The organism is Lentibacillus sp. Marseille-P4043 (assembly GCF_900258515.1).
GTDB lineage: Bacteria > Bacillota > Bacilli > Bacillales > Amphibacillaceae > Lentibacillus_C.
Genome location: NZ_LT984884.1, coordinates 1,691,168 through 1,710,245 on the forward strand (window position 1 = coordinate 1,691,168; position 19,078 = coordinate 1,710,245).

Genomic DNA, 19,078 nt, shown 5'->3' on the forward strand with positions numbered 1-19,078 from the left:
GGGACGTAGGGACAGGTCCCTTGTCCCACCCATAAACCCGCGACACTCCGGGAAAAATCAGTGGGACAAGAAACCTGTCCCCGCGTCCCGCACCTCATCCCGCGGGAGATAAAAAGGAGGAAACATGATGCTCATAGGTGGAATAGAAGCTGGCGGAACGAAATTTGTCTGTGCTGTTGGGGAAGAGTCAGGAGAAATCATTGCAAAAACAAGTTTTCCGACTGAAGAACCAGCGGAAACATTCCAGGAAGTTAAGCGATTTTTTCATTCTCACAAAGTAGAAGCAATTGGAATTGGCTGCTTTGGACCAGTTGATTTGGATAAGAAGAGTGCTACATATGGGATGATTTTAAATACACCTAAAACAAAATGGAAACAGTATGATGTACTAACGAAATTAAAATCGGATTTGAAGGTGCCCGTTTATATTGATACCGATGTGAATGCAGCGGCACTTGCTGAGTACAAATATGGAGCTGGAAGAGATGTGAACAACTGCATGTATATCACCGTCGGGACGGGAATCGGTGCGGGATATGTTCAAGACGGGGAAACGTACGTCGGAAAAAGTCATCCGGAAATGGGACATGTCCTAATTCAGCAGCACAAGGATGATCCATTTACAGGATGCTGCCCTTATCATGGGAATTGCTTGGAAGGACTTGCCTCAGGCCCTGCGATTGAACAACGGTACGGGAAAAAGGGTGCACAATTGGCTGCAGATCGAAACGTATGGGAACTGGAGGCCTATTATCTGGCACAAGCAATCATGAATTATGTTCTTGTCCTGTCACCGGAGCGAATTATTTTGGGTGGCGGAGTCATGAAGCAAAAACAATTATACCCACTTATTCGGAGAAAAGTGCTGGATTTGGTAAATGACTATGTTGGAATTGACAATGTGGATACGTTTATCGTAGCACCAAAGCTCCATGATGAACAAGGAGTAAGAGGTGCAATGGCGCTCGTATCATCCGATTAAAAGGCCGGGACATGGGGGACATGGGGACAGGTCCCTTGTCCCACCCTCAAACCCGCACCACTCCGGGAAAAATCAGTGGGACAAGAAACCTGTCCCTACGTCCCGCTCTTAATCCCGCACCACTCCGCCAAACTAGACCGGGACAACAAACCTGTCCCCATGTCCCAGTTGACGTTCAGGAGACTTTTCTATAAACTTACCCATTAAAGAGGGTGAACAACATGAATACGGCTTTAATGAGTATTGTCGTCGTCATTGCGCTTGGAATTTTTTCGCAGTGGTTGGCTTGGAGGATTCAATGGCCTTCGATCGTGATTATGTCAGTTGCTGGGCTTATTATTGGTCCGGTTGCTGGATTGATTAATCCGGAACAGGCTTTGGGTGATATATATAGTCCGCTAATATCGCTTGCTGTTGCGGTGATTTTGTTTGAAGGCAGTTCGAGTCTTGACGTTCGTGAAATCAAGGACGTTTCTAAATCAGTATTACGGATTATAACAATTGGCGTTTTTATTACATGGGTTGGTGGGTCACTTGCCGCTCATTACGTTGCAGGTTTGAGTCTGGAAATTGCTTTTATGATTGGTGGACTGTTTGTCGTGACAGGTCCGACTGTTATCATCCCACTGCTCCGCCAGGCAAAATTAAATCCACGAGTAGCTGGAGTGCTGAAATGGGAAGGAATTATTGTCGATCCAATCGGTCCATTGCTTGCTTTGTTTTCGTATGAAATTTTCAAAGTTATTAGCAGTGATGCCCTAACCGGTATCGATTTATTTCAATTCTTTCTTGGCGCTTTTGTAGCAATGGCACTCGGGTTTATTGTTGGCATGATTGTGAGTATTTCTGTCAGCAAAGGCTGGTTTCCGGAGTATCTCAAATCAGCCATTTTGCTTTCGTTCGTCTTGCTTAGTTTTGCGATTGCCGAAAGCTTGATGCATGAAACGGGGATGCTCGCTGTGACCATTATGGGATTGACAATGGCGGGCAGTAAAAAATATGTATCATCGATTGGCAGTATTGGACACATTGTGGAAAATATCTCGGTAATTTTGACTTCAACGGTATTTATTTTGTTGGCAGCTTCATTGACAAGAGAAACACTCGCACAAATATTTACGTGGTCGATTATTTTCTTCGTTCTGATCATGCTTTTCATCATCCGTCCGCTTTCCATCTGGATTTCAACGATCGGAACGGAATTGCGCCTAGCGGAAAAAACCCTGATCAGCTGGATTGCACCTAGAGGGATTGTCGCTTTGACTGTTTCCGGTTATTTTACCTCACTGCTCATGGACGATGGATATGCAGAGGCTTCCATACTAACGGCTTTGACATTCGCCCTTGTATTCATTACAGTTTGCGCACATGGATTTACTATCGGTCCGGTAGCGAAAAAACTTGGACTAGCTAGCGACGAGCCACCTGGAATACTTCTTGTTGGAGCAAGCAGTTTCGCAATTGCACTTGCCAACCATTTGAAAGAAATGGGCACGCCGGTTCTGATTAGTGATACATCGAGCGAACGACTTTTTCGGGCGAGAGAACTTGGAATTGAAACGTATCAAGGTGAAATCCTGTTAGAACATGCGGAATTCGAAGTTGACTTAACCCCGTATAATAGCATTCTAGCGATGACAGGAGATGCTGCCTACAATGCACTTATCTGCCAGTCTTACGTACCAGAATTCGGGTACAATCATACATTTGCGCTGACCGTCGATTCAGGTACGGGAAAATATTTAGATCATACCGGACTCCCACCTTCACTCAAAGCGAACCTGCTTTTTGGAAAAGGGGAGACATTTAAGGAACTCAATCGAAAAATAAACACCGAATATGAACTTAAAACCGTTGAAATCAACTCGAAAAAAACAGTAAAAAAAGAAGATCTACAAACAGATGGAGTGGTTCTTTGCATCAAGAAAAAGAACGACACCATCGACTTCGTAACACTAAAAGAAAAATTCCAAATAGACGAAGGAGACCAACTCGTCATCCTAGCAAAATAGGAGGGACAAAGAGGGATGGGGGACATGCGGTTCCGGGACATGGGGGGGTCCCGGGACATGGGGACAGGTCCCTTGTCCCACCCTCAAACCCGCATCACTATGGGATATCTGGCTGGGACAACAAACCTGTCCCCGCGTCCCACCTCAAAAAGGTAAATCCTCATCATCGATATCGATCACAATTGGTTCACTTCTAGGTATCAGATTTTCCTGGCTATCTTCTTGGTAATCTTCTTGCTGCTTCCATTCCTACCATGTGATACCGTATGGTGCACCGCCTTCTGTGTAACCAGCAATGAAGGCGAATGTTTCATCACTGTCATCGTCCCAGAAAGTGTTTTCCATTTCTTTGGCTGCTTTTCGCTTTTCTGCAGCACGTTGCTTCTGATTTTGTTCGTCTTTTAATTGTTGCGTATAGTTTTCACTAAATGTATATCCTAACATTTCTAGTTCAGCAACAGCGCATAGTTTGTCTACTCCAAAATGTTTGGCGTAGCCCTTTACGATGTTTTTCCCAACATACGTCGGAATCCAATGTTCGGCGGCCTGAAGTCGTCCTTTACGGTTAAGTCGTTTATGTCTTGGCCCTTTTGCTTTATTTTTCTTACGTTTTCCCATCAAATTCACCCCTCACATTATATTAAACCTGTTTTTATCTACTTACAATCGTTTGAATACAAGTACATGGGGAGGCGGGACATGGGGACAGGTCCTTTGTCCCACCCTCAAACCCGCGCCACTCCGCCAAGACGGGCTGGGACAACAAACCTGTCCCCATGTCCCAAATAAAAATCAAATAATGCGGGTACACTATTTGCAACTGGGATAAAAAGGCGGTTTTGGTAAGATGAATAAAGTTTTTAGTGTTCTTGTGTTTATTGGTGTCCCGATTTCGGTTATTGGGTCTTTTCTTGATTGGTCGGCTGTGATCATGTTTATCATTTATTGCTTGACGATTGTCGCTTTGGCCAGTTTTATTGGCAGGGCGACGGAGAGTTTGGCGATTGTGATGGGACCTAGAATCGGCGGCCTGCTTAATGCGACGTTTGGTAATGCAGTGGAACTTATTATTTCCTTTTTTTCGCTGAAAGCTGGCCTGATTAGCATTGTTTTGGCTTCGTTAACTGGTTCGGTAATCGGTAATTTATTGCTCGTTGCGGGGCTTTCTTTTTTTGTTGGCGGTTTGAAATTTAAACGTCAATCCTTTGATGTTAATGAGGCGCGGCATAATGCAGGCCTTTTGATGTTTGCGGTCATTGTCGCATTTGTTATTCCGGAAGTTTTCACTTATAAAATGGATGATCAAGCTACGATGGCGCTTAGCATCGGGATTTCAATTATTCTAATCTTGTTATATATCGCGGCATTAGTGTTTAAGCTCGTGACTCATCGTGGCGTTTATCAAAGCGAAGACAATTCAACGGAAACCGAACAGGAAGAGGAACCGGAATGGGGCAAAATGAAAGCGATCATCGTGCTTGCAATTGCCACTATTGCGGTTGCTTACGTCTCGGAAAATTTAGTTGATACGTTCGATGTGGTTGGAGATACATTCGGTTGGACGGAATTATTTATCGGTGTGATCATTGTTGCGATCGTGGGAAATGCCGCTGAACACGCATCGGCAGTCATGATGGCTTATAAGGATAAAATGGATACGGCTGTCGAAATTGCCGTCGGGTCAACACTTCAAGTAGCGATGTTTGTGCTGCCAGTTCTAGTCTTAGTTTCTCTATTTTTCATCACACCAATGCCGCTAATTTTCACGTGGCCGGAATTAATCAGTATGGTGACAGCAGTATTGTTGATGATCATGCTTTCCATTGATGGAGATTCAAACTGGTTCGACGGCCTGATCTTATTAGCCGCCTATGTCATTATGGGAATCGGCTTTTATTTGGTCTGAGTGCTGGGACATGGGGACAGGTTTGTTGTCCCAGCCTCCAACCCGCACTACTATGGGATATCAGACTGGGACAACAAACCTGTCCCTGCGTCCCAGCCCCAAACCCCCGCCACTCCGCCAAACAGGACTGGGACAACAAACCTGTCCCCGCGTCCCACTATTCTCTCCTGCTATACCACACGAAGGCTTCTTGGGCCATGTCGGATGTGATGTCTGCTAGTGTTTGGACGTGGACGGGTTTGGCGCGGTTGGTTGTTTCAATTGTTGCTAGGCCGAATCGTTTTTTCAATCGCGATTGTTTTAATTCAAATTCGATCACTTTGTTCCGTGTGGTGATGAATGTCGTAGCGGAAAAACCACCCGACCGGAACTGGATGAATTTCCCGTGTGTCAAAAATCGTGTCACGTTATAGTCCATGATTCGATAGAAAACCGTTAGTGCCAATAACACGAAGGACAAGAACCACAACTCTGGCTTGAAAAAGATTAATAATCCTGTCCCGATCAGCCAAATCCATGGAATGCGGATGAAGCGCGCAACGAGTGATCTTCTCGGTAAGCGTTCCATGTCCGTTTTTACTTCGAACCCTGGCAGTAATTCCTCAATTAACGTATAAGCACGATCTGCCGGTAAAAATGGGTACAGGGAGTTGATTTCTTCCCCAGCAAAATCCAGGCTGCCCGCACTAACTAGCTTCACTTCAGCCAGCTTTAGCATCCGTTTTAATAGTGATTGCTCAATTTTAACGGCTTGTACATTTTGTTTACGAATGGAAAAATACTGTTCATTCAGCACACCACTTCGAATATAAATTCGCTCATCATCAGAGGAAATCTCGTATTTTCCGTATTTTAAATAGGTTCGAATCAAACCAAACGAAACAGCGATCAGGATGAATACCACAATAACCGCTAAAATGAGATACCAAGAACGAACCAGAAAATCATATGCATCTTCCGCCATCGTGGAAACATCATACACTTCATCGATGTTTTGAAAAATGGACAATAGCACCGGGATCAACAGTACATAGCTAAACGATAGCACGGAAGCTTTTAGAATGTCCTTCCTCGTTGGCGTAAAGTGGATTGTTTTTTTATGATGAATGGGTACATCTTGTTCGACTTCCATTTGTTCATCAACCACGTATTCCTCCGATACCGCTTCCGTTTCCTTATGTGTTGTCCTATTCCGATATGCATTCAACGTTTCCTCAATGCGTTTTGCTTCTTCTACTTTCAAAGCACCAAACGTGAGGGAGGATTCATCACCTTCAGCTCCTGTTTCCAGTGTGAGTGATGTCAATCCAAATGGTTGCAAATAAAAAGGTGTTTTCGACTGCACATTTTGCACACGTTGATATGGGATGCTGCGATGCTTCCTTGTGAAAACCCCCTGATCAAGTTCAACCGCCTCTTCACTTAGTACATAGCGGGTCCGCATCCATTCCAGTACGACCGCAAACAAGCGATAAACGAGATAAGCGATGAACAGGACACGACCAAGTTCCACCCACCAGGCGTGAGAAGCGATATTCACGATAAATAGTAAAATAAATAGGAAGAAAACCTCTTTTACCGTTTTGATATAAGCGGCGATCATTGCCATCGGGTGCATGCGTTTTCCGTTCTGCATCAGTCTTCCACTTCCTTCACTTTAGCAAGAGTGGCGATTTCATCTCGCAGTGCCAAGGCCTCTTCCTTGGGGATTGCTGGGATATCGTGTTTCGAGCCCATCGTACCAATGGATAGCGTGTACAGGTCAAATCTGCGAAAAAGCGGTCCTTGCTTCAGTCCGACATATTGCACCTTTGTCATTGGAATAAGCTGATGATGGGCAATCCACCTGCCATGCCGTAATTTGACAAACTCCTCATCAATGCCATAGCGCCAATATTTCTGAATAAGAACTGGCTCGATCCCAACCGACCAAATAGCCGAAATCCAGTCCACACCTAAGCAAATCCATAAAACATAAGAAACCCAATTATACCAATCCAGTTTATAATCAAGCACAAGTAAAACAGCTATAACAATAAGGACAAGCAAATGCCCAAGCAAATTAGCCAACCGCCAAACACTAATCGCATCCCTCGCAATCCGCCTATCCGGTTCCTTAATATTCTCATACATAATAACTTCACCTTTCTAAAAATACTTAGTAGAGCACGTGGGGTTTTTCTTCCCCACCCGGCCGGGACATGTGCCCGTTCCCGGGGGACATGGGGACAGGTTAGGTGTCCCACCGGCTTATTCAACAGGGGCAAGGGTTTGCGCCTGGGACAAGAAACCTGTCCCCGCGTCCCAGTTATTGTACGGATTGGATCAGGGTGGGGTTTCAAATTTCTATTAATGCTCAAGTTCTGATAAAGTTTATTTATTATTGATTATCAAAAAAAAGTAATCCCCACCTGTCAATTCAAGTGGGGATTGCTTTTTGACCAATTATAAACGAACATAACTTATTAAATATCCATTATCGTTTTTTTGAATAATTTTAAACTCGTTTTCACTATAAAATTTATGTAAAGGCTCTATATCTTCATACTCTACACATGCAACCCTAACGGCTGAAAGTTCATTTATTAGACTACAACGCTCTAGAGCAATTTCTAAAATTTGGCCACCAGTTACTTTACCTTTATAAGAATCAGCCCTGCCTAATTGCGCTATAAGAATTGTTGTAAATGAAGTAGCCTTTTTGTTACCTGTTAATTTACTTTTGATTGTGCCAGACACATCGGTGAAATCAAAATTCTTTATCAATAATGTGAAATAACCGATTATATCATTGTTGTTTTCATCATCAATTATTAAAGTTGTGCGTGAGAATCCTCTTTTTTCACTATTGGCAGCTTTATTATGTAAATAAGATTGAACATCTGTATTTTGTTTACAGGCAAAGGAGGAGAGATATTTTTGAACTTCTCTCCCATCTGTTTTATCGGCATGTATTAATGAACTTAAACTAATTATCTGCATTTATCTGCATTTATCTACGCGACTTAAGGATACTTGCCGCATGTTTAATTTTTTCTTCACGTGATAAGTTAATGTCATTAAAGATGTGGGATTCTTTTATAAGCTTTCTTGGAGTCATAAGTATCTCCTTAGCTTCATATTCGTTGAGGGTATAATTTGTTTCTAATGCTTTTGTAGCCATATCCTCATCCTCCTCATTACACATAAACATCACATCCCTTTAGTGTATGTATATGCGTAGTATTTCTAAAGATTACTAACAGTATACCATAATTTATTGCTTTTTCGTACTATTGTAGATCAATATTAGTGGGACATGGGGACAGGTTAGGTGTCCCACTGGCTAATCCAACAGGGGCAAGGGTTTGTGCCTGGGACAAGAAACCTGTCCCCACGTCCCAGTTTAAAGTCTAATATGAGCTTATTAGAAAAAAGAAATCAATCCCTTCATGACTCATATGAGAGAACTAAAGAAATTTATGAGAAGGCTGAAAAACTCGGACTAATAGAGATTTACCAAGATTATCGAGGGCAAATAAGGACAAAAAAAGATAAGTAATAGGACAGGGGATGTAATATTCTCTTGTTCCCTTGAGGAAAAGGGGACAAGAGAATATTTTTTTGCATCTTTGACGAAAACCTCATACTCACAATAAACCTTAAACTTCCCAGTGGGACATGGGGACAGGTTAGGTGTCCCACTGTCTAATCCAACAGGGACAAGGGTTTGCGCCTGGGACAAGAAACCTGTCCCCGCGTCCCAGTTATTGTACGGATTGGATCAGGGTGGGGTTTCAAATTTCTATTAATGCTCAAGTTCTGATAAAGTTTATTTATTATTGATTATCAAAAAAAGTAATCCCCACCTGTCAATTCAAGTGGGAATTACTTTTTGACCAATTATAAACGAACATAACTTATTAAATATCCATTATCGTTTTTTTGAATAATTTTAAACTCGTTTTCCTATAAAATTTATGTAAAGGCTCTATATCTTCATACTCTACACATGCAACCCTAAATGTATATGCGTAGTATTTCTTAAGATTACTAACAGTATACCATAATTTATTGTCTTTTCGCACTATTATGGATCAATATTACTGGGACATGGGGACAGGTTAGGTGTCCCACTGTCTAATCCAACAGGGACAAGGGTTTGCGCCTGGGACAAGAAACCTGTCCCCGCGTCCCAGTTATTGTACGGATTGGATCAGGGTGGGGTTTCAAATTTCTATTAATGCTCAAGTTCTGATAAAGTTTATTTATTATTGATTATCAAAAAAAGTAATCCCCACCTGTCAATTCAAGTGGGAATTACTTTTTGACCAATTATAAACGAACATAACTTATTAAATATCCATTATCGTTTTTTTGAATAATTTTAAACTCGTTTTCCTATAAAATTTATGTAAAGGCTCTATATCTTCATACTCTACACATGCAACCCTAAATGTATATGCGTAGTATTTCTTAAGATTACTAACAGTATACCATAATTTATTGTCTTTTCGCACTATTATGGATCAATATTACTGGGACATGGGGACAGGTTAGGTGTCCCACTGTCTAATCCAACAGGGACAAGGGTTTGCGCCTGGGACAAGAAACCTGTCCCCACGTCCCACACAATTTAAAAAAACAACAGCCCAATAGCGATTGGAATAAAGCTCCATAGCAGAATCATCACACAGAATCCCATGATGTCTCGTACTTTTAAGCCTGCGATCGCCAACAGTGGGAGTGCCCAGAAAGGTTGAATCATATTTGTCCATGCATCCCCCCATGCTACGGCCATGGCTGTTTTGGCGGTGTCTGCACCAATTTCCAATGCTGCCGGGATCATGATTGGACCTTGAACTGCCCATTGTCCGCCGCCAGAAGGTACAAAGAAGTTAACGATACCAGCACTAATAAATGAGAACAGTGGCAGCGTAAATTCAGTTGAAATATCGACGAACCACATGGACATTTGCTGTGACAAGCCAGATGCAACCATCATTCCCATAATCCCAGCATAAAATGGAAATTGAATGATGATGCCACCAACATTTTTAACAGCTCCATTCACTACGTTTAAATAACGGCGTGGCGTTTTGTGCAAAAGTATACCAAGGAAAAGCATGATGAAATTAACGATATTAATATTTAAATCAAATCCGTTTTCGACAAAATGATAAACAATAAATGCAAGACCTAATATACCAATGATTAATGATATGATCCGGCTGTTTTCTAACTTGTCAGCCGGTGTCATGTCTGCTTTTGCTTGTACTTCCTCATGAAGCTCAGGTTCAGCAGTTTCTGCTATGACAGAGGCCGAATTTCCATCTAGCGGATCCCTTGTCTTCATTAAATACCAGTTTAATAATGGAAGTGTAATCAGTAAAACAACGACAATGAAAATATTCGCGCTGCTAAAAAGTGTTTCTGTAACAGGAATCGTCCCCATTGTATCTTCTAAAAAATGCCCAGGAGTCGCAATGGTTAAAGGAATGGACCCAGAAAACCCTCCATGCCACAGTAAAAAACCACTGTATGCACTGGCCACCAACAACCTGTAATCAACAGTTGGCACGCGTTTTACCACATGGACCGCAAGCAGCGCGCCGACAACAAGTCCAAATCCATAGTTGATCAGACAAGCGATTGCAGCAACAAACGTGACAAGTAAAATGGCCTGTCCTGGAGTGTTTGCCAATGTACTGATTTTCGATAATATTTTTTTCACAAATGGTGTATTTGCAAGTATGTAACCAGTCACAACGATGAGTGACATCTGCATCGCAAACGCTAATAAATCCCAAAAACCGGTTCCCCAATGTTCGACCATTTGAACGGCCGAGCTATCCGTAAAGGTAATCCCCAATACAAAAACGACGAACGTTAAAATGATTGCAAATAGAAACGCATCCGGTAAGAAGCGCTGAACCATTCGGTCAAAAAAGTTTGTTAATGATTTGAACATAAACATTTCTCCCTAATTATTATAAAAGCATGTAAAATCTAAAAATATGATTTAAAGGTATCAAACAGCTTGGGGGGAGACATGTGGACAGGTTAGGTGTCCCGATGGCTTGTTCAACGGCGGCATAGGGATGGCACCGTTGAACAAGAAACCCGCCCCCATGTCCCATTTAAACAATAAAAGAAGTAACAACCTTATTGGGTAGTTACTTCCTTTATTGAGCATTTTCGTTAATAAAGCCGGTATTTCCACATTATTTAACTCTAAATTGCTCAAGTTCTTCTTTCGTCAGTGTTTCCGGATTTTTGCCATTTTCTTGACACCATTCGTGCATATCACGAAATCGTAAGTTAGGAACTTTGCCGTTAGGAGTTGTGAAAATACCACTTGGAAAAGCTTCATCCATGTCATCAATAAATTTCCTTTTGCTGTTCATTAAGTTTACACTCCGCCTAGATGCTCGAATTCCTGTTGTTGTTGATTCAAAAGCAAATTCTTTCAACCGTGACACCAGCGAACACCTCCTGGCAAATAATTTTTAATTAATTTTGCAGATTTATCTGTCGGAAAGTAATAATACGGTGGTATGCTATACATTGATTGAATAGCCCAAAGTTTACGGTAATATTCCTCATTTTTATTTTTTTTAGCAAACAAACCAATATAACCATCGTAATTACATTGAAAACTTACGTCAATTGCGAAACATAAAAGGTTTTTGCCTATACCTGCGTATACTTGATTTGGATTGGAACTTTTATTTTGAGGTGCCGCCTCCATAAGCTCAATATGAATAAGCTGATTTTCCCAATGTTTTTGAATTGCAATTATTCCTTAAATTTCATTATTCCCAGTAATGAACATTCCAAACAGTTTATTTTCCCTGCCAGCGAACACATCGCCCCATTTAAACCACCCATTTTTCTTTTATAAACCGTATTTTCGAATATCACCTTTTCTTAATTCTTTAAAGTATATATTAGCCTTATTTCCAGAGGATACTTTTATTATCATTTTTTCTAACTCTTCCTATATTTTTAATTATTATAACATATAATCATGAAGAATTGTTGATTATGATACGTTAATTAATAATGAGTAAATTGAGGAAGTGTAGCAAAGGAATTTGAGAACAATTTTTTCTAATGCAACTTATTAGACCACTCTTATCGATAAATTCATATTTTGTTCGTTTGTTGGATTTTGTCGACCGCGCTTCGATTATTATACTACTAAATGTAAGGGAGTGGACTTGATGAAAATTATTATGGATGTCTTGTTTGCTGCGTTTCTGTCCGGTTAAGGTTATAGCCTATCTACACTTTCTAAAAAAGGTTGGAAAGACGAAACCTCACTCCCCACAACACTTCTTAAATTTCTTACCACTCCCACAAAGACAAGGATCATTCCGTCCGATCCCTTTCTCTTTTGCTTCCTTTTTAATCGTTTCCTTCTTATAGTTCTCCCAATAAGCATCCGTTTCAAGGAGGTCCTGCTTCCACTCTTCAAGTTTCGGATGATCGACACCATTGATCATACAATTCGCATACAACACTTCCACAAGATCAAGCATTGTATCATCATAGCCTTCCTCGATCAGGCTTTCGATTTTTGGAATGGAGGCAACAGATAGCTGCAGGCATAAAGCTTCAGCAATAAGTGTCTTTGTTGTCAGATCTGTCGTTTTATCAAAATGATGCAGTAGAATTCGCTCAGCATCCGGGTGCTTAATAGCGCCGATGATTTCCGCTGCCGCAATTGCCGTATCCTCATGTTGAAGATATTTCTCCACCTCATGCAACACATCTTCCGTGCCGATTTTGATCAAAGCGGCTGTTACTTCGTCCAATAACATGTCTTCTTCCACCCTTGGTAAAAAACCAGCAAGACTTGGAATGAGGGAAGTTACATGTTGTTCACCTGCAAGAAAAACATTATAAATCCCATCCATGGAGACATACTCATTCAAAGCTTCATTCCTAATCACATTTTCGATTTCCCAGAAGCTTCCCTCATTGTACTCACCACGTTTTATCAATTCCCGAAAAACACGTTTCCCGAAGTTGAAAACATTACTGTTAAACCCTTCCTCATCGATGGCATGCATCACTCCCGCAGCCTCTTCAAATAAGGATTCAGTATCAAGCGAAAGCAACCGGATAGTATAATGCAGTGCCTCGCTATTAAAAAATTCCTCCAGTTGATCCTTATATTTTTCAAGAAGTTCCGTTGGGCAATTTTCCAAAATAGACCCATACCAAGCTAAATTCGCATCCCTCTTTCGCATGCGCTTAATTACCTCTATTAAAACACTTTCCGTAACAGGGCAATTCCTCGTATGCGGTATGATCGGGTTCGTTCTAGCATTCGCAGGCAGCTTGTTCAGCGCCTCTAATGCAAGAAAAAAGGTGTGCTCTGACCCAAAATGACTGGTCTCGATCGCATCCAAAGCAAAATACCTTAAAAATTTATCATCACTTACTATATACGGTTCCACTTTTTCCAAGAAAGACATGGATTTGTTCATCCTTTCACCAATTGTAGTGCTATTGTAACAAATTTTGATAAAAAATTTATAAAAAGTATTAAACAACGAATCAATCCAGCCGATATATATAATGAATCATCAAGGAGGATGATCCGCCATGGCGTTAACGTTAGGTAGAAAACCCGGTGAAAAGCTATACATCACCGATGAGCATGGAAGAGAAATTGAGATTGAAGTAGTGAAGGCAGATGCAAATTTAAGTAACTATCTGCAACTACGAATCAACGCACCACAATCATTTAATATTGTGCGTGGTGAAGTGTACAAGGGTAATAACTCTACTAGCTAGAGATATTATATAAAAGCAAGGCATATGGATGTGGCTTGCTAAAAAAAACAAAAACATGGAGGTAGATTAATTATGAGAATTAATCACAATATTGCGGCGCTTAACACGTATCGTCAGTTGGGTAATGCAAACAATGCACAAATGAGTTCAATGGAGAAATTATCATCAGGCCTACGTATTAACAAGGCTGGGGATGATGCAGCAGGTCTTGCAATCTCTGAAAAAATGCGTGGACAAATTCGTGGCTTAGATATGGCTTCTAAAAATGCTCAAGATGGTATCTCTTTGATCCAGACTGCTGAAGGTGCTTTAAATGAAACACACTCTATTCTACAACGTATGAGAGAGCTAGCTGTTCAAGGTGGTAACGATACCAATGTAACAGCAGACCGTGACGCGATTCAAGATGAATTGAATCAGTTAATGTCTGAAATTGATAGAATTGCTGATACTACAGCATTTAACACTCAAAATTTATTAGGTGGAAGCTTCTCTGGAACATTACAAATTGGGGCTAACGCTGACCAAACTATTAATGTTCAAATTTCGGCTATGGATACAGCAGGATTGAGTATTAGTGGAACAACAATTTCAGTTGGATCTAATAGCTCGGCAAGTTCGTCTATTTCATCTTTAGATGCCGCTATCGAAGCTGTTTCTAAGCAACGTTCTCAACTTGGTGCTCTACAAAATCGTTTAGATCATACAATTAACAATTTGGGTACTTCATCTGAGAACTTAACAGCAGCTGAATCACGTATACGAGACGTTGATATGGCTAAAGAAATGATGAACCAAACTAAGAGTTCAATTCTTTCACAAGCAGCCCAAGCAATGCTTGCTCAAGCTAATCAACAACCACAAGGCGTGTTACAATTACTTCGATAATTTTAATATGGTAGTAAATTGAAGGAAATATCGTGCTACATATAAAATGGCACGATATTTCTATTGAATTTATTACTTCTTAAGGAGAGCTTAACAAAATGAAACCATTTATTTCATTATGTATGATTGTAAAAAATGAGAAGAAAGTTATTGAACGCTGTTTATCATCCATTACCCATTTAGTAGATGAAGTTGTTGTTGTAGATACGGGATCTACTGATAATACTAAAGAATTAGTGTCTAAATATACATCAAAAATTTATGACTTTGAATGGGTGGATGATTTTTCAATTGCACGTAACTACGCTGCTTCAAAAGCTTCAGGTGAATGGATACTTGTGCTAGATGCGGATGAATATGTGGATGAGGAGAATTTCAAACAATTTATTCATGAAATTAAAATAAACAATAACCAATATGACTCTTACTATGCAAAAATTTTAAACTTCGCTGGAAATTTTGGAGAAACCCTAATTCAAAATTTTCACGATAGGATTTACAAAAATAACGGAAAAATCAAATATTATCGAAAGATTCATGAACAATTTAAAAATAAAACAGGTGAACCATTAAAAAGTAAAAATTCCAGTTTGTTAATTTTTCATTCAGGATATTTAAAAAATATAGTTACGGAAAAGCAAAAAAACAATCGAAATAAAGAGTTAATTGATATGGAAATGAATAGTGGTAGTAAAAATGCATTCGATTATTTTAACTTAGGAAATGAGTATAGCTCTATTAGAGAATACGAAAAAGCTTTAGATTCATACTTGGAAGCTTATAAGAATAAAAGTGATTTTCGGCTTGCATGGGTTTCTACTACGTTAATTCAAATTATTCTTTGTTTGGTAAACTTAAAAAGATATAATGATGCTTTGAATGTGATTGAGGATGCTGCGAATATATACACGAACTCACCTGAGTTCCCCTATTTGAAAGGAGAAGTCTTTTTTCAAAGGGGGCAGCTTGAAGACGCAAAGGAAATATTTCAAGAAATCGTAAATCATCAAGAAGATTACGATCATATAATTTTTAGACCGGATTTAAAAGATCAAAGACCTCATCTTCGTCTAGGTGAAATTTTTCTTCTTCAAGAGGATTATAACGGAGCTATTTATCACTATGTTAGTGTGTTGAATATCAATAAGTATAATGAAGAAATTATCAAAAAGATAATATATATACTAAACAAATTTCATTCAGATGAAGAAATAGCAAATTTTTTATTTTCAAATGAGCTAATAGCTTCTCAAAATATAAAAAGTTATGTAAAAGTATGTTTTGACATTGGTGATCCAAAATTAGCATTGCGTTTGTTAAGCGAGTATCATGAGGATAATAAAATATTATATCAAGTTGCTTTGTTAAAGAACCTATGTGTAAATGGGGAAGGTACTATTGAAGATCTTGATGAGATTTCGGATGGCCAAATTCTAAAAAATCTTTTGGAAGCAAATTGGATTCACATTATCGATCTTTTATTGTTACGAGAGCATTTGAATCAAGAGGGTAGCTTAGCCGTGATTTTAAAACCGTTTGAACAATTTAAACAATATAAAGCATTAATTGATTTAGTAGATGGATACACGAGTATTGATACGTTTGACGAAGAACTGATCTTATTTTCATTACAAGCGCTGTTATCCTATAAAAATATTCCGTTATGTAATGTCATATTAGAGGATATTGAAACAGTTGATCAAAAGACTATCGCGAAAGTGGCTAGGGTATTGTACCTTTATGGGCTAAAAGTGGAGGCATTACAGTTATATGACAATTGTGATTGGAATTCATTTGAAAACCAGGATTTTATCAATGTTATAAATAGCCTTTTGGAAACAAAAAACAAAGACGATGCCATACAAGTGGCTAAGTTTGCTACACTTATTTATAAACATGACTTTCGGTTTTATCGTTATATTTTAGATCACACAAAAGATAACAATTTATTTAGTTATACTATTAAACAGGCTAATAAGTTATTCACAAATAGCGTGTATTTGGAAAAAATCAATTGTGTGAGTAAATAAAAAAGGATAATGGAAAGCAGGGCTTCATTTGAAAGTTTCTTTAGCCATGATTGTAAAAAACGAAGAAAAAAGTATAGGGGGATGTCTTGACAGTGTGAAAGATATCGTGGATGAGATTGTGATAGTGGATACTGGATCAACCGATCAAACCATAAATACTGTCGAGAGATTCCCGAAAGTCAGGGTATTCCATTTTCAATGGTGTGACGACTTCGCGTTAGCTCGTAATTATTCTATTGAGCACGCCACAGGTGATTATATATTGGTTCTGGATGCTGATGAATTTATCGTAGATGGGGCAAGAAATGAGTTGGAAAAGGTTATGTCCGAGAATGCAATAGGTAGGATTCTGATTGATAGCCATTTTAAGAAAGGTAATCAGAAACATCATTCCAAAGCATATGTATCCAGATTTTTTCCGAAAGATATAAGATACACTGGTGCGATTCATGAGCAATTGGTTAGTGATAAAATTAAAGTTAACATGAATTTAAATGTCAAACATGATGGCTATTTCGAGACCAATAAAAGCAAAAGGAATATTCCTTTATTATTAAAGGAAGCAAAGAGAAACCCTGTCGATTCATACTATCTGTTCCAGTTGGGCAAGGAATTAAGAATAAGTGAACAATATAAGGAAGCGTTTAGGTTTCTTGAAAAGTCATATGCAATAACAAAAAGAACTGTTCCATATTATGCTGAAATTGTAGTAGAGCTTATTTATAGTGGCAAGGAATTTGGTGAAGTGAAACTGTTTGAAATTATTTCCCATAATGAAGAGATACTTAATTATCTTTCCGATTTTCATTTTGCTAAAGGTATGTTTTACTTAGAATATTGCTTAAAGCATCCCGATAAAGCAGGGATTTTAATGGGGGAAATAGAGGTGAGTTTTTTAAAATGTTTAACTTTGGAAAATGGTAAGTTTACTGAATATGTTCGGGGTACATGTAGTTATTTAGCAGCCTATAATTTAGGTGTTTATTATGAGGTGATTGGTAGTCTTAGCAAAGCTATAGAATATTATCAGTTATCAGCTGAGCTGGGGTATCTACCAGCTGTAGAACGTTTTGGGTTATTAAAATAAAATTGGCCTATTCGGTTGAAATGGGCACACATTTTCTTATCTAATTAAAAAGTAGGAGGTGCACCATTATTACCTTACCCGCCAATCAGTTTGAAATCAAGTACCAAAAAGTTTTGTTTTGGTATCAGGTATAAACCTGAAATTGAGAAAAAGGATTAGGATTTTTAGTTATAAAATTTAATTTAAAGTTATATCATCTTATGAATTGCGTCGAGGGCAATTGATGTAGATGAAAACTATTCGACGTTGATCGAGTCCGCAAAAGGAATGACATTAAACATCCTTTTATAGAGGTAAAGATACTAGGGACTGTGCATGCCATTAAGGGAAAGGTATATCCATAGATGAAAAAAAAGGTGAATTTTATGGTTTCAAATCCAGAAGAGGAATTGAAATACCGAATTGAAGATATAAAAGTAAAAGTTTCACATGTACAGGGGTGGTTACATGATAGTGCGGGAATGTCACTCTATCAATTAGTTGGGAATCATGCACCAAATGGAAATATAGTTGAATTAGGATCATGGAAAGGTAAAAGTACCATTTGGTTGGGTAGTGCGGTCCAAGATCGCGGAGAAGGTAAAGTATTTGCAGTGGATACATGGGAAGGTTCTCCAGAACATAATAAGTTATTAGCAAACTATTCCAAAGATCAATTGTTCGAGGAGTTTAAAAGAAATATAATTCAAAATGGATTAGAATCATTTGCAGAGCCGATTCGCAGTGACACAATAACGGCCTCTAGGATTTGGAATATAAACAAAAAAATAGGCTTATTATTTATTGATGCTTCCCATGATTATGATTCTGTAAAAAAGGATTTTGAATTTTGGAGTCCCTTTGTATCTAAAGATGGATTTATTGTATTTGACGATGTTCCATCTTGGCCCGGCCCTACTAAACTTATTTCACAACTTCCTAATTGGTATGAACAAGTGGCTGTAAGTCCAAATAACTGGATAGTTCAAAAAGTCAAATAGGATGGATAGGATATCCCTGGATTTTTTTATGTAGAATTTTATGATAAGAAGGTCTGGTCTAGATAAGCTCCTTTTATTTTCGTGTAACTATCGTAAAATGAATGAAGCAAAAAATAAAATTACATATCCTAATAACTGTTTGAATACCTTCAATTTAAATAAGAAAATTGCTATCTTTATTTTTTCTAGAAGAAACCATACCGGAGCAGTAATTGATAAATTAAATCGAGGCATTAAATAGCTAAAGCAAATGATTTTTAACGATTCGGAATAATATTTGGGTAATTGCTTAGACTCGTTGTAAATTAGAAGTTAAAGATATTGTGGTGAATATAATAAAAAGAAAATTACCCTTTTTTAATTGTTTTGTTGATACCTAATTTGAAATCATAAGCTTCGTCAAGGT

General features: G+C 38.9%; 17 protein-coding genes. 8 read left to right on the forward strand and 9 right to left on the reverse strand.

Features of this window, described 5'->3' with window-relative positions; genetic code table 11:
* Positions 1 to 127: 127 nt before the first annotated feature.
* Both C8270_RS08295 and C8270_RS08300 read left to right on the forward strand, forming a co-directional pair.
* On the forward strand, positions 128 to 982 hold the full coding sequence (locus C8270_RS08295) for an ROK family protein (protein WP_106496379.1): 855 nt from the start codon (positions 128 to 130) through the stop codon (positions 980 to 982).
* Between the two features lie 221 nt (positions 983 to 1,203).
* The gene (locus C8270_RS08300; RefSeq protein WP_234028522.1) at positions 1,204 to 2,994 is read left to right on the forward strand and encodes a cation:proton antiporter; all 1,791 of its coding nucleotides are present in this window, start codon (positions 1,204 to 1,206) and stop codon (positions 2,992 to 2,994) included.
* Positions 2,995 to 3,243: 249 nt separating this feature from the next.
* Here the strand turns inward: C8270_RS08300 and C8270_RS08305 are convergent, their stop codons facing one another.
* A complete protein-coding gene (locus tag C8270_RS08305; RefSeq protein ID WP_106496380.1) occupies positions 3,244 to 3,612 on the reverse strand; it encodes a hypothetical protein in 369 nt (122 codons plus the stop codon).
* Positions 3,613 to 3,841: 229 nt separating this feature from the next.
* Between C8270_RS08305 and cax the strand changes: the two genes are divergently transcribed.
* The gene (gene cax, locus C8270_RS08310; protein WP_106496381.1) at positions 3,842 to 4,900 is read left to right on the forward strand and encodes a calcium/proton exchanger; all 1,059 of its coding nucleotides are present in this window, start codon (positions 3,842 to 3,844) and stop codon (positions 4,898 to 4,900) included.
* A 157-nt stretch (positions 4,901 to 5,057) separates the two neighbouring features.
* Here the strand turns inward: cax and C8270_RS08315 are convergent, their stop codons facing one another.
* The 8 genes from C8270_RS08315 to C8270_RS08350 all read right to left on the reverse strand — a co-directional run bounded on the left by C8270_RS08315 (position 5,058) and on the right by C8270_RS08350 (position 13,347).
* Entirely contained in the window at positions 5,058 to 6,536 is a 1,479-nt protein-coding gene (locus C8270_RS08315; RefSeq protein ID WP_106496382.1) for a PH domain-containing protein, read from the reverse strand.
* Complete coding sequence (locus C8270_RS08320) at positions 6,536 to 7,033, reverse strand: PH domain-containing protein (RefSeq protein ID WP_106496383.1); 498 nt, start codon at positions 7,031 to 7,033, stop codon at positions 6,536 to 6,538. Before C8270_RS08320 ends, C8270_RS08315 begins: the two co-directional genes overlap by 1 nt.
* A gap of 312 nt (positions 7,034 to 7,345) precedes the next feature.
* Positions 7,346 to 7,882 (reverse strand): hypothetical protein, encoded by a 537-nt coding sequence (locus C8270_RS08325; protein WP_106496384.1) that lies wholly within the window; start codon positions 7,880 to 7,882, stop codon positions 7,346 to 7,348.
* A gap of 10 nt (positions 7,883 to 7,892) precedes the next feature.
* Positions 7,893 to 8,063, reverse strand: coding sequence for a hypothetical protein (locus tag C8270_RS19900; RefSeq protein WP_158701661.1), 171 nt, complete (start codon positions 8,061 to 8,063; stop codon positions 7,893 to 7,895).
* A gap of 1,452 nt (positions 8,064 to 9,515) precedes the next feature.
* Complete coding sequence (locus tag C8270_RS08335; protein WP_106496386.1) at positions 9,516 to 10,850, reverse strand: short-chain fatty acid transporter; 1,335 nt, start codon at positions 10,848 to 10,850, stop codon at positions 9,516 to 9,518.
* A gap of 253 nt (positions 10,851 to 11,103) precedes the next feature.
* Positions 11,104 to 11,361 (reverse strand): hypothetical protein, encoded by a 258-nt coding sequence (locus C8270_RS08340; protein WP_106496387.1) that lies wholly within the window; start codon positions 11,359 to 11,361, stop codon positions 11,104 to 11,106.
* The gene (locus C8270_RS08345) at positions 11,349 to 11,630 is read right to left on the reverse strand and encodes a hypothetical protein (RefSeq protein ID WP_106496388.1); all 282 of its coding nucleotides are present in this window, start codon (positions 11,628 to 11,630) and stop codon (positions 11,349 to 11,351) included. Before C8270_RS08345 ends, C8270_RS08340 begins: the two co-directional genes overlap by 13 nt.
* A 571-nt stretch (positions 11,631 to 12,201) precedes the next feature.
* Positions 12,202 to 13,347, reverse strand: a complete 1,146-nt coding sequence (locus tag C8270_RS08350; protein ID WP_158701662.1) for an SEC-C metal-binding domain-containing protein — start codon at positions 13,345 to 13,347, stop codon at positions 12,202 to 12,204.
* 148 nt (positions 13,348 to 13,495) lie between these two features.
* On the opposite strand from C8270_RS08350, the gene C8270_RS08355 reads away from it, so the two are divergent.
* From C8270_RS08355 to C8270_RS08375, 5 genes are all read left to right on the forward strand, one after another.
* Positions 13,496 to 13,687, forward strand: a complete 192-nt coding sequence (locus tag C8270_RS08355; RefSeq protein ID WP_106496390.1) for a carbon storage regulator — start codon at positions 13,496 to 13,498, stop codon at positions 13,685 to 13,687.
* A 72-nt stretch (positions 13,688 to 13,759) separates the two neighbouring features.
* The gene (locus tag C8270_RS08360) at positions 13,760 to 14,575 is read left to right on the forward strand and encodes a flagellin N-terminal helical domain-containing protein (protein WP_106496391.1); all 816 of its coding nucleotides are present in this window, start codon (positions 13,760 to 13,762) and stop codon (positions 14,573 to 14,575) included.
* A gap of 98 nt (positions 14,576 to 14,673) precedes the next feature.
* On the forward strand, positions 14,674 to 16,605 hold the full coding sequence (locus C8270_RS08365) for a tetratricopeptide repeat-containing glycosyltransferase family 2 protein (RefSeq protein WP_106496392.1): 1,932 nt from the start codon (positions 14,674 to 14,676) through the stop codon (positions 16,603 to 16,605).
* Between the two features lie 28 nt (positions 16,606 to 16,633).
* Complete coding sequence (locus tag C8270_RS08370) at positions 16,634 to 17,692, forward strand: glycosyltransferase (RefSeq protein WP_106496393.1); 1,059 nt, start codon at positions 16,634 to 16,636, stop codon at positions 17,690 to 17,692.
* A 344-nt stretch (positions 17,693 to 18,036) separates the two neighbouring features.
* Positions 18,037 to 18,672: a class I SAM-dependent methyltransferase gene (locus C8270_RS08375; protein WP_106496394.1), complete on the forward strand. Its 636-nt coding sequence runs from the start codon at positions 18,037 to 18,039 to the stop codon at positions 18,670 to 18,672.
* Positions 18,673 to 19,078 lie beyond the last annotated feature (406 nt).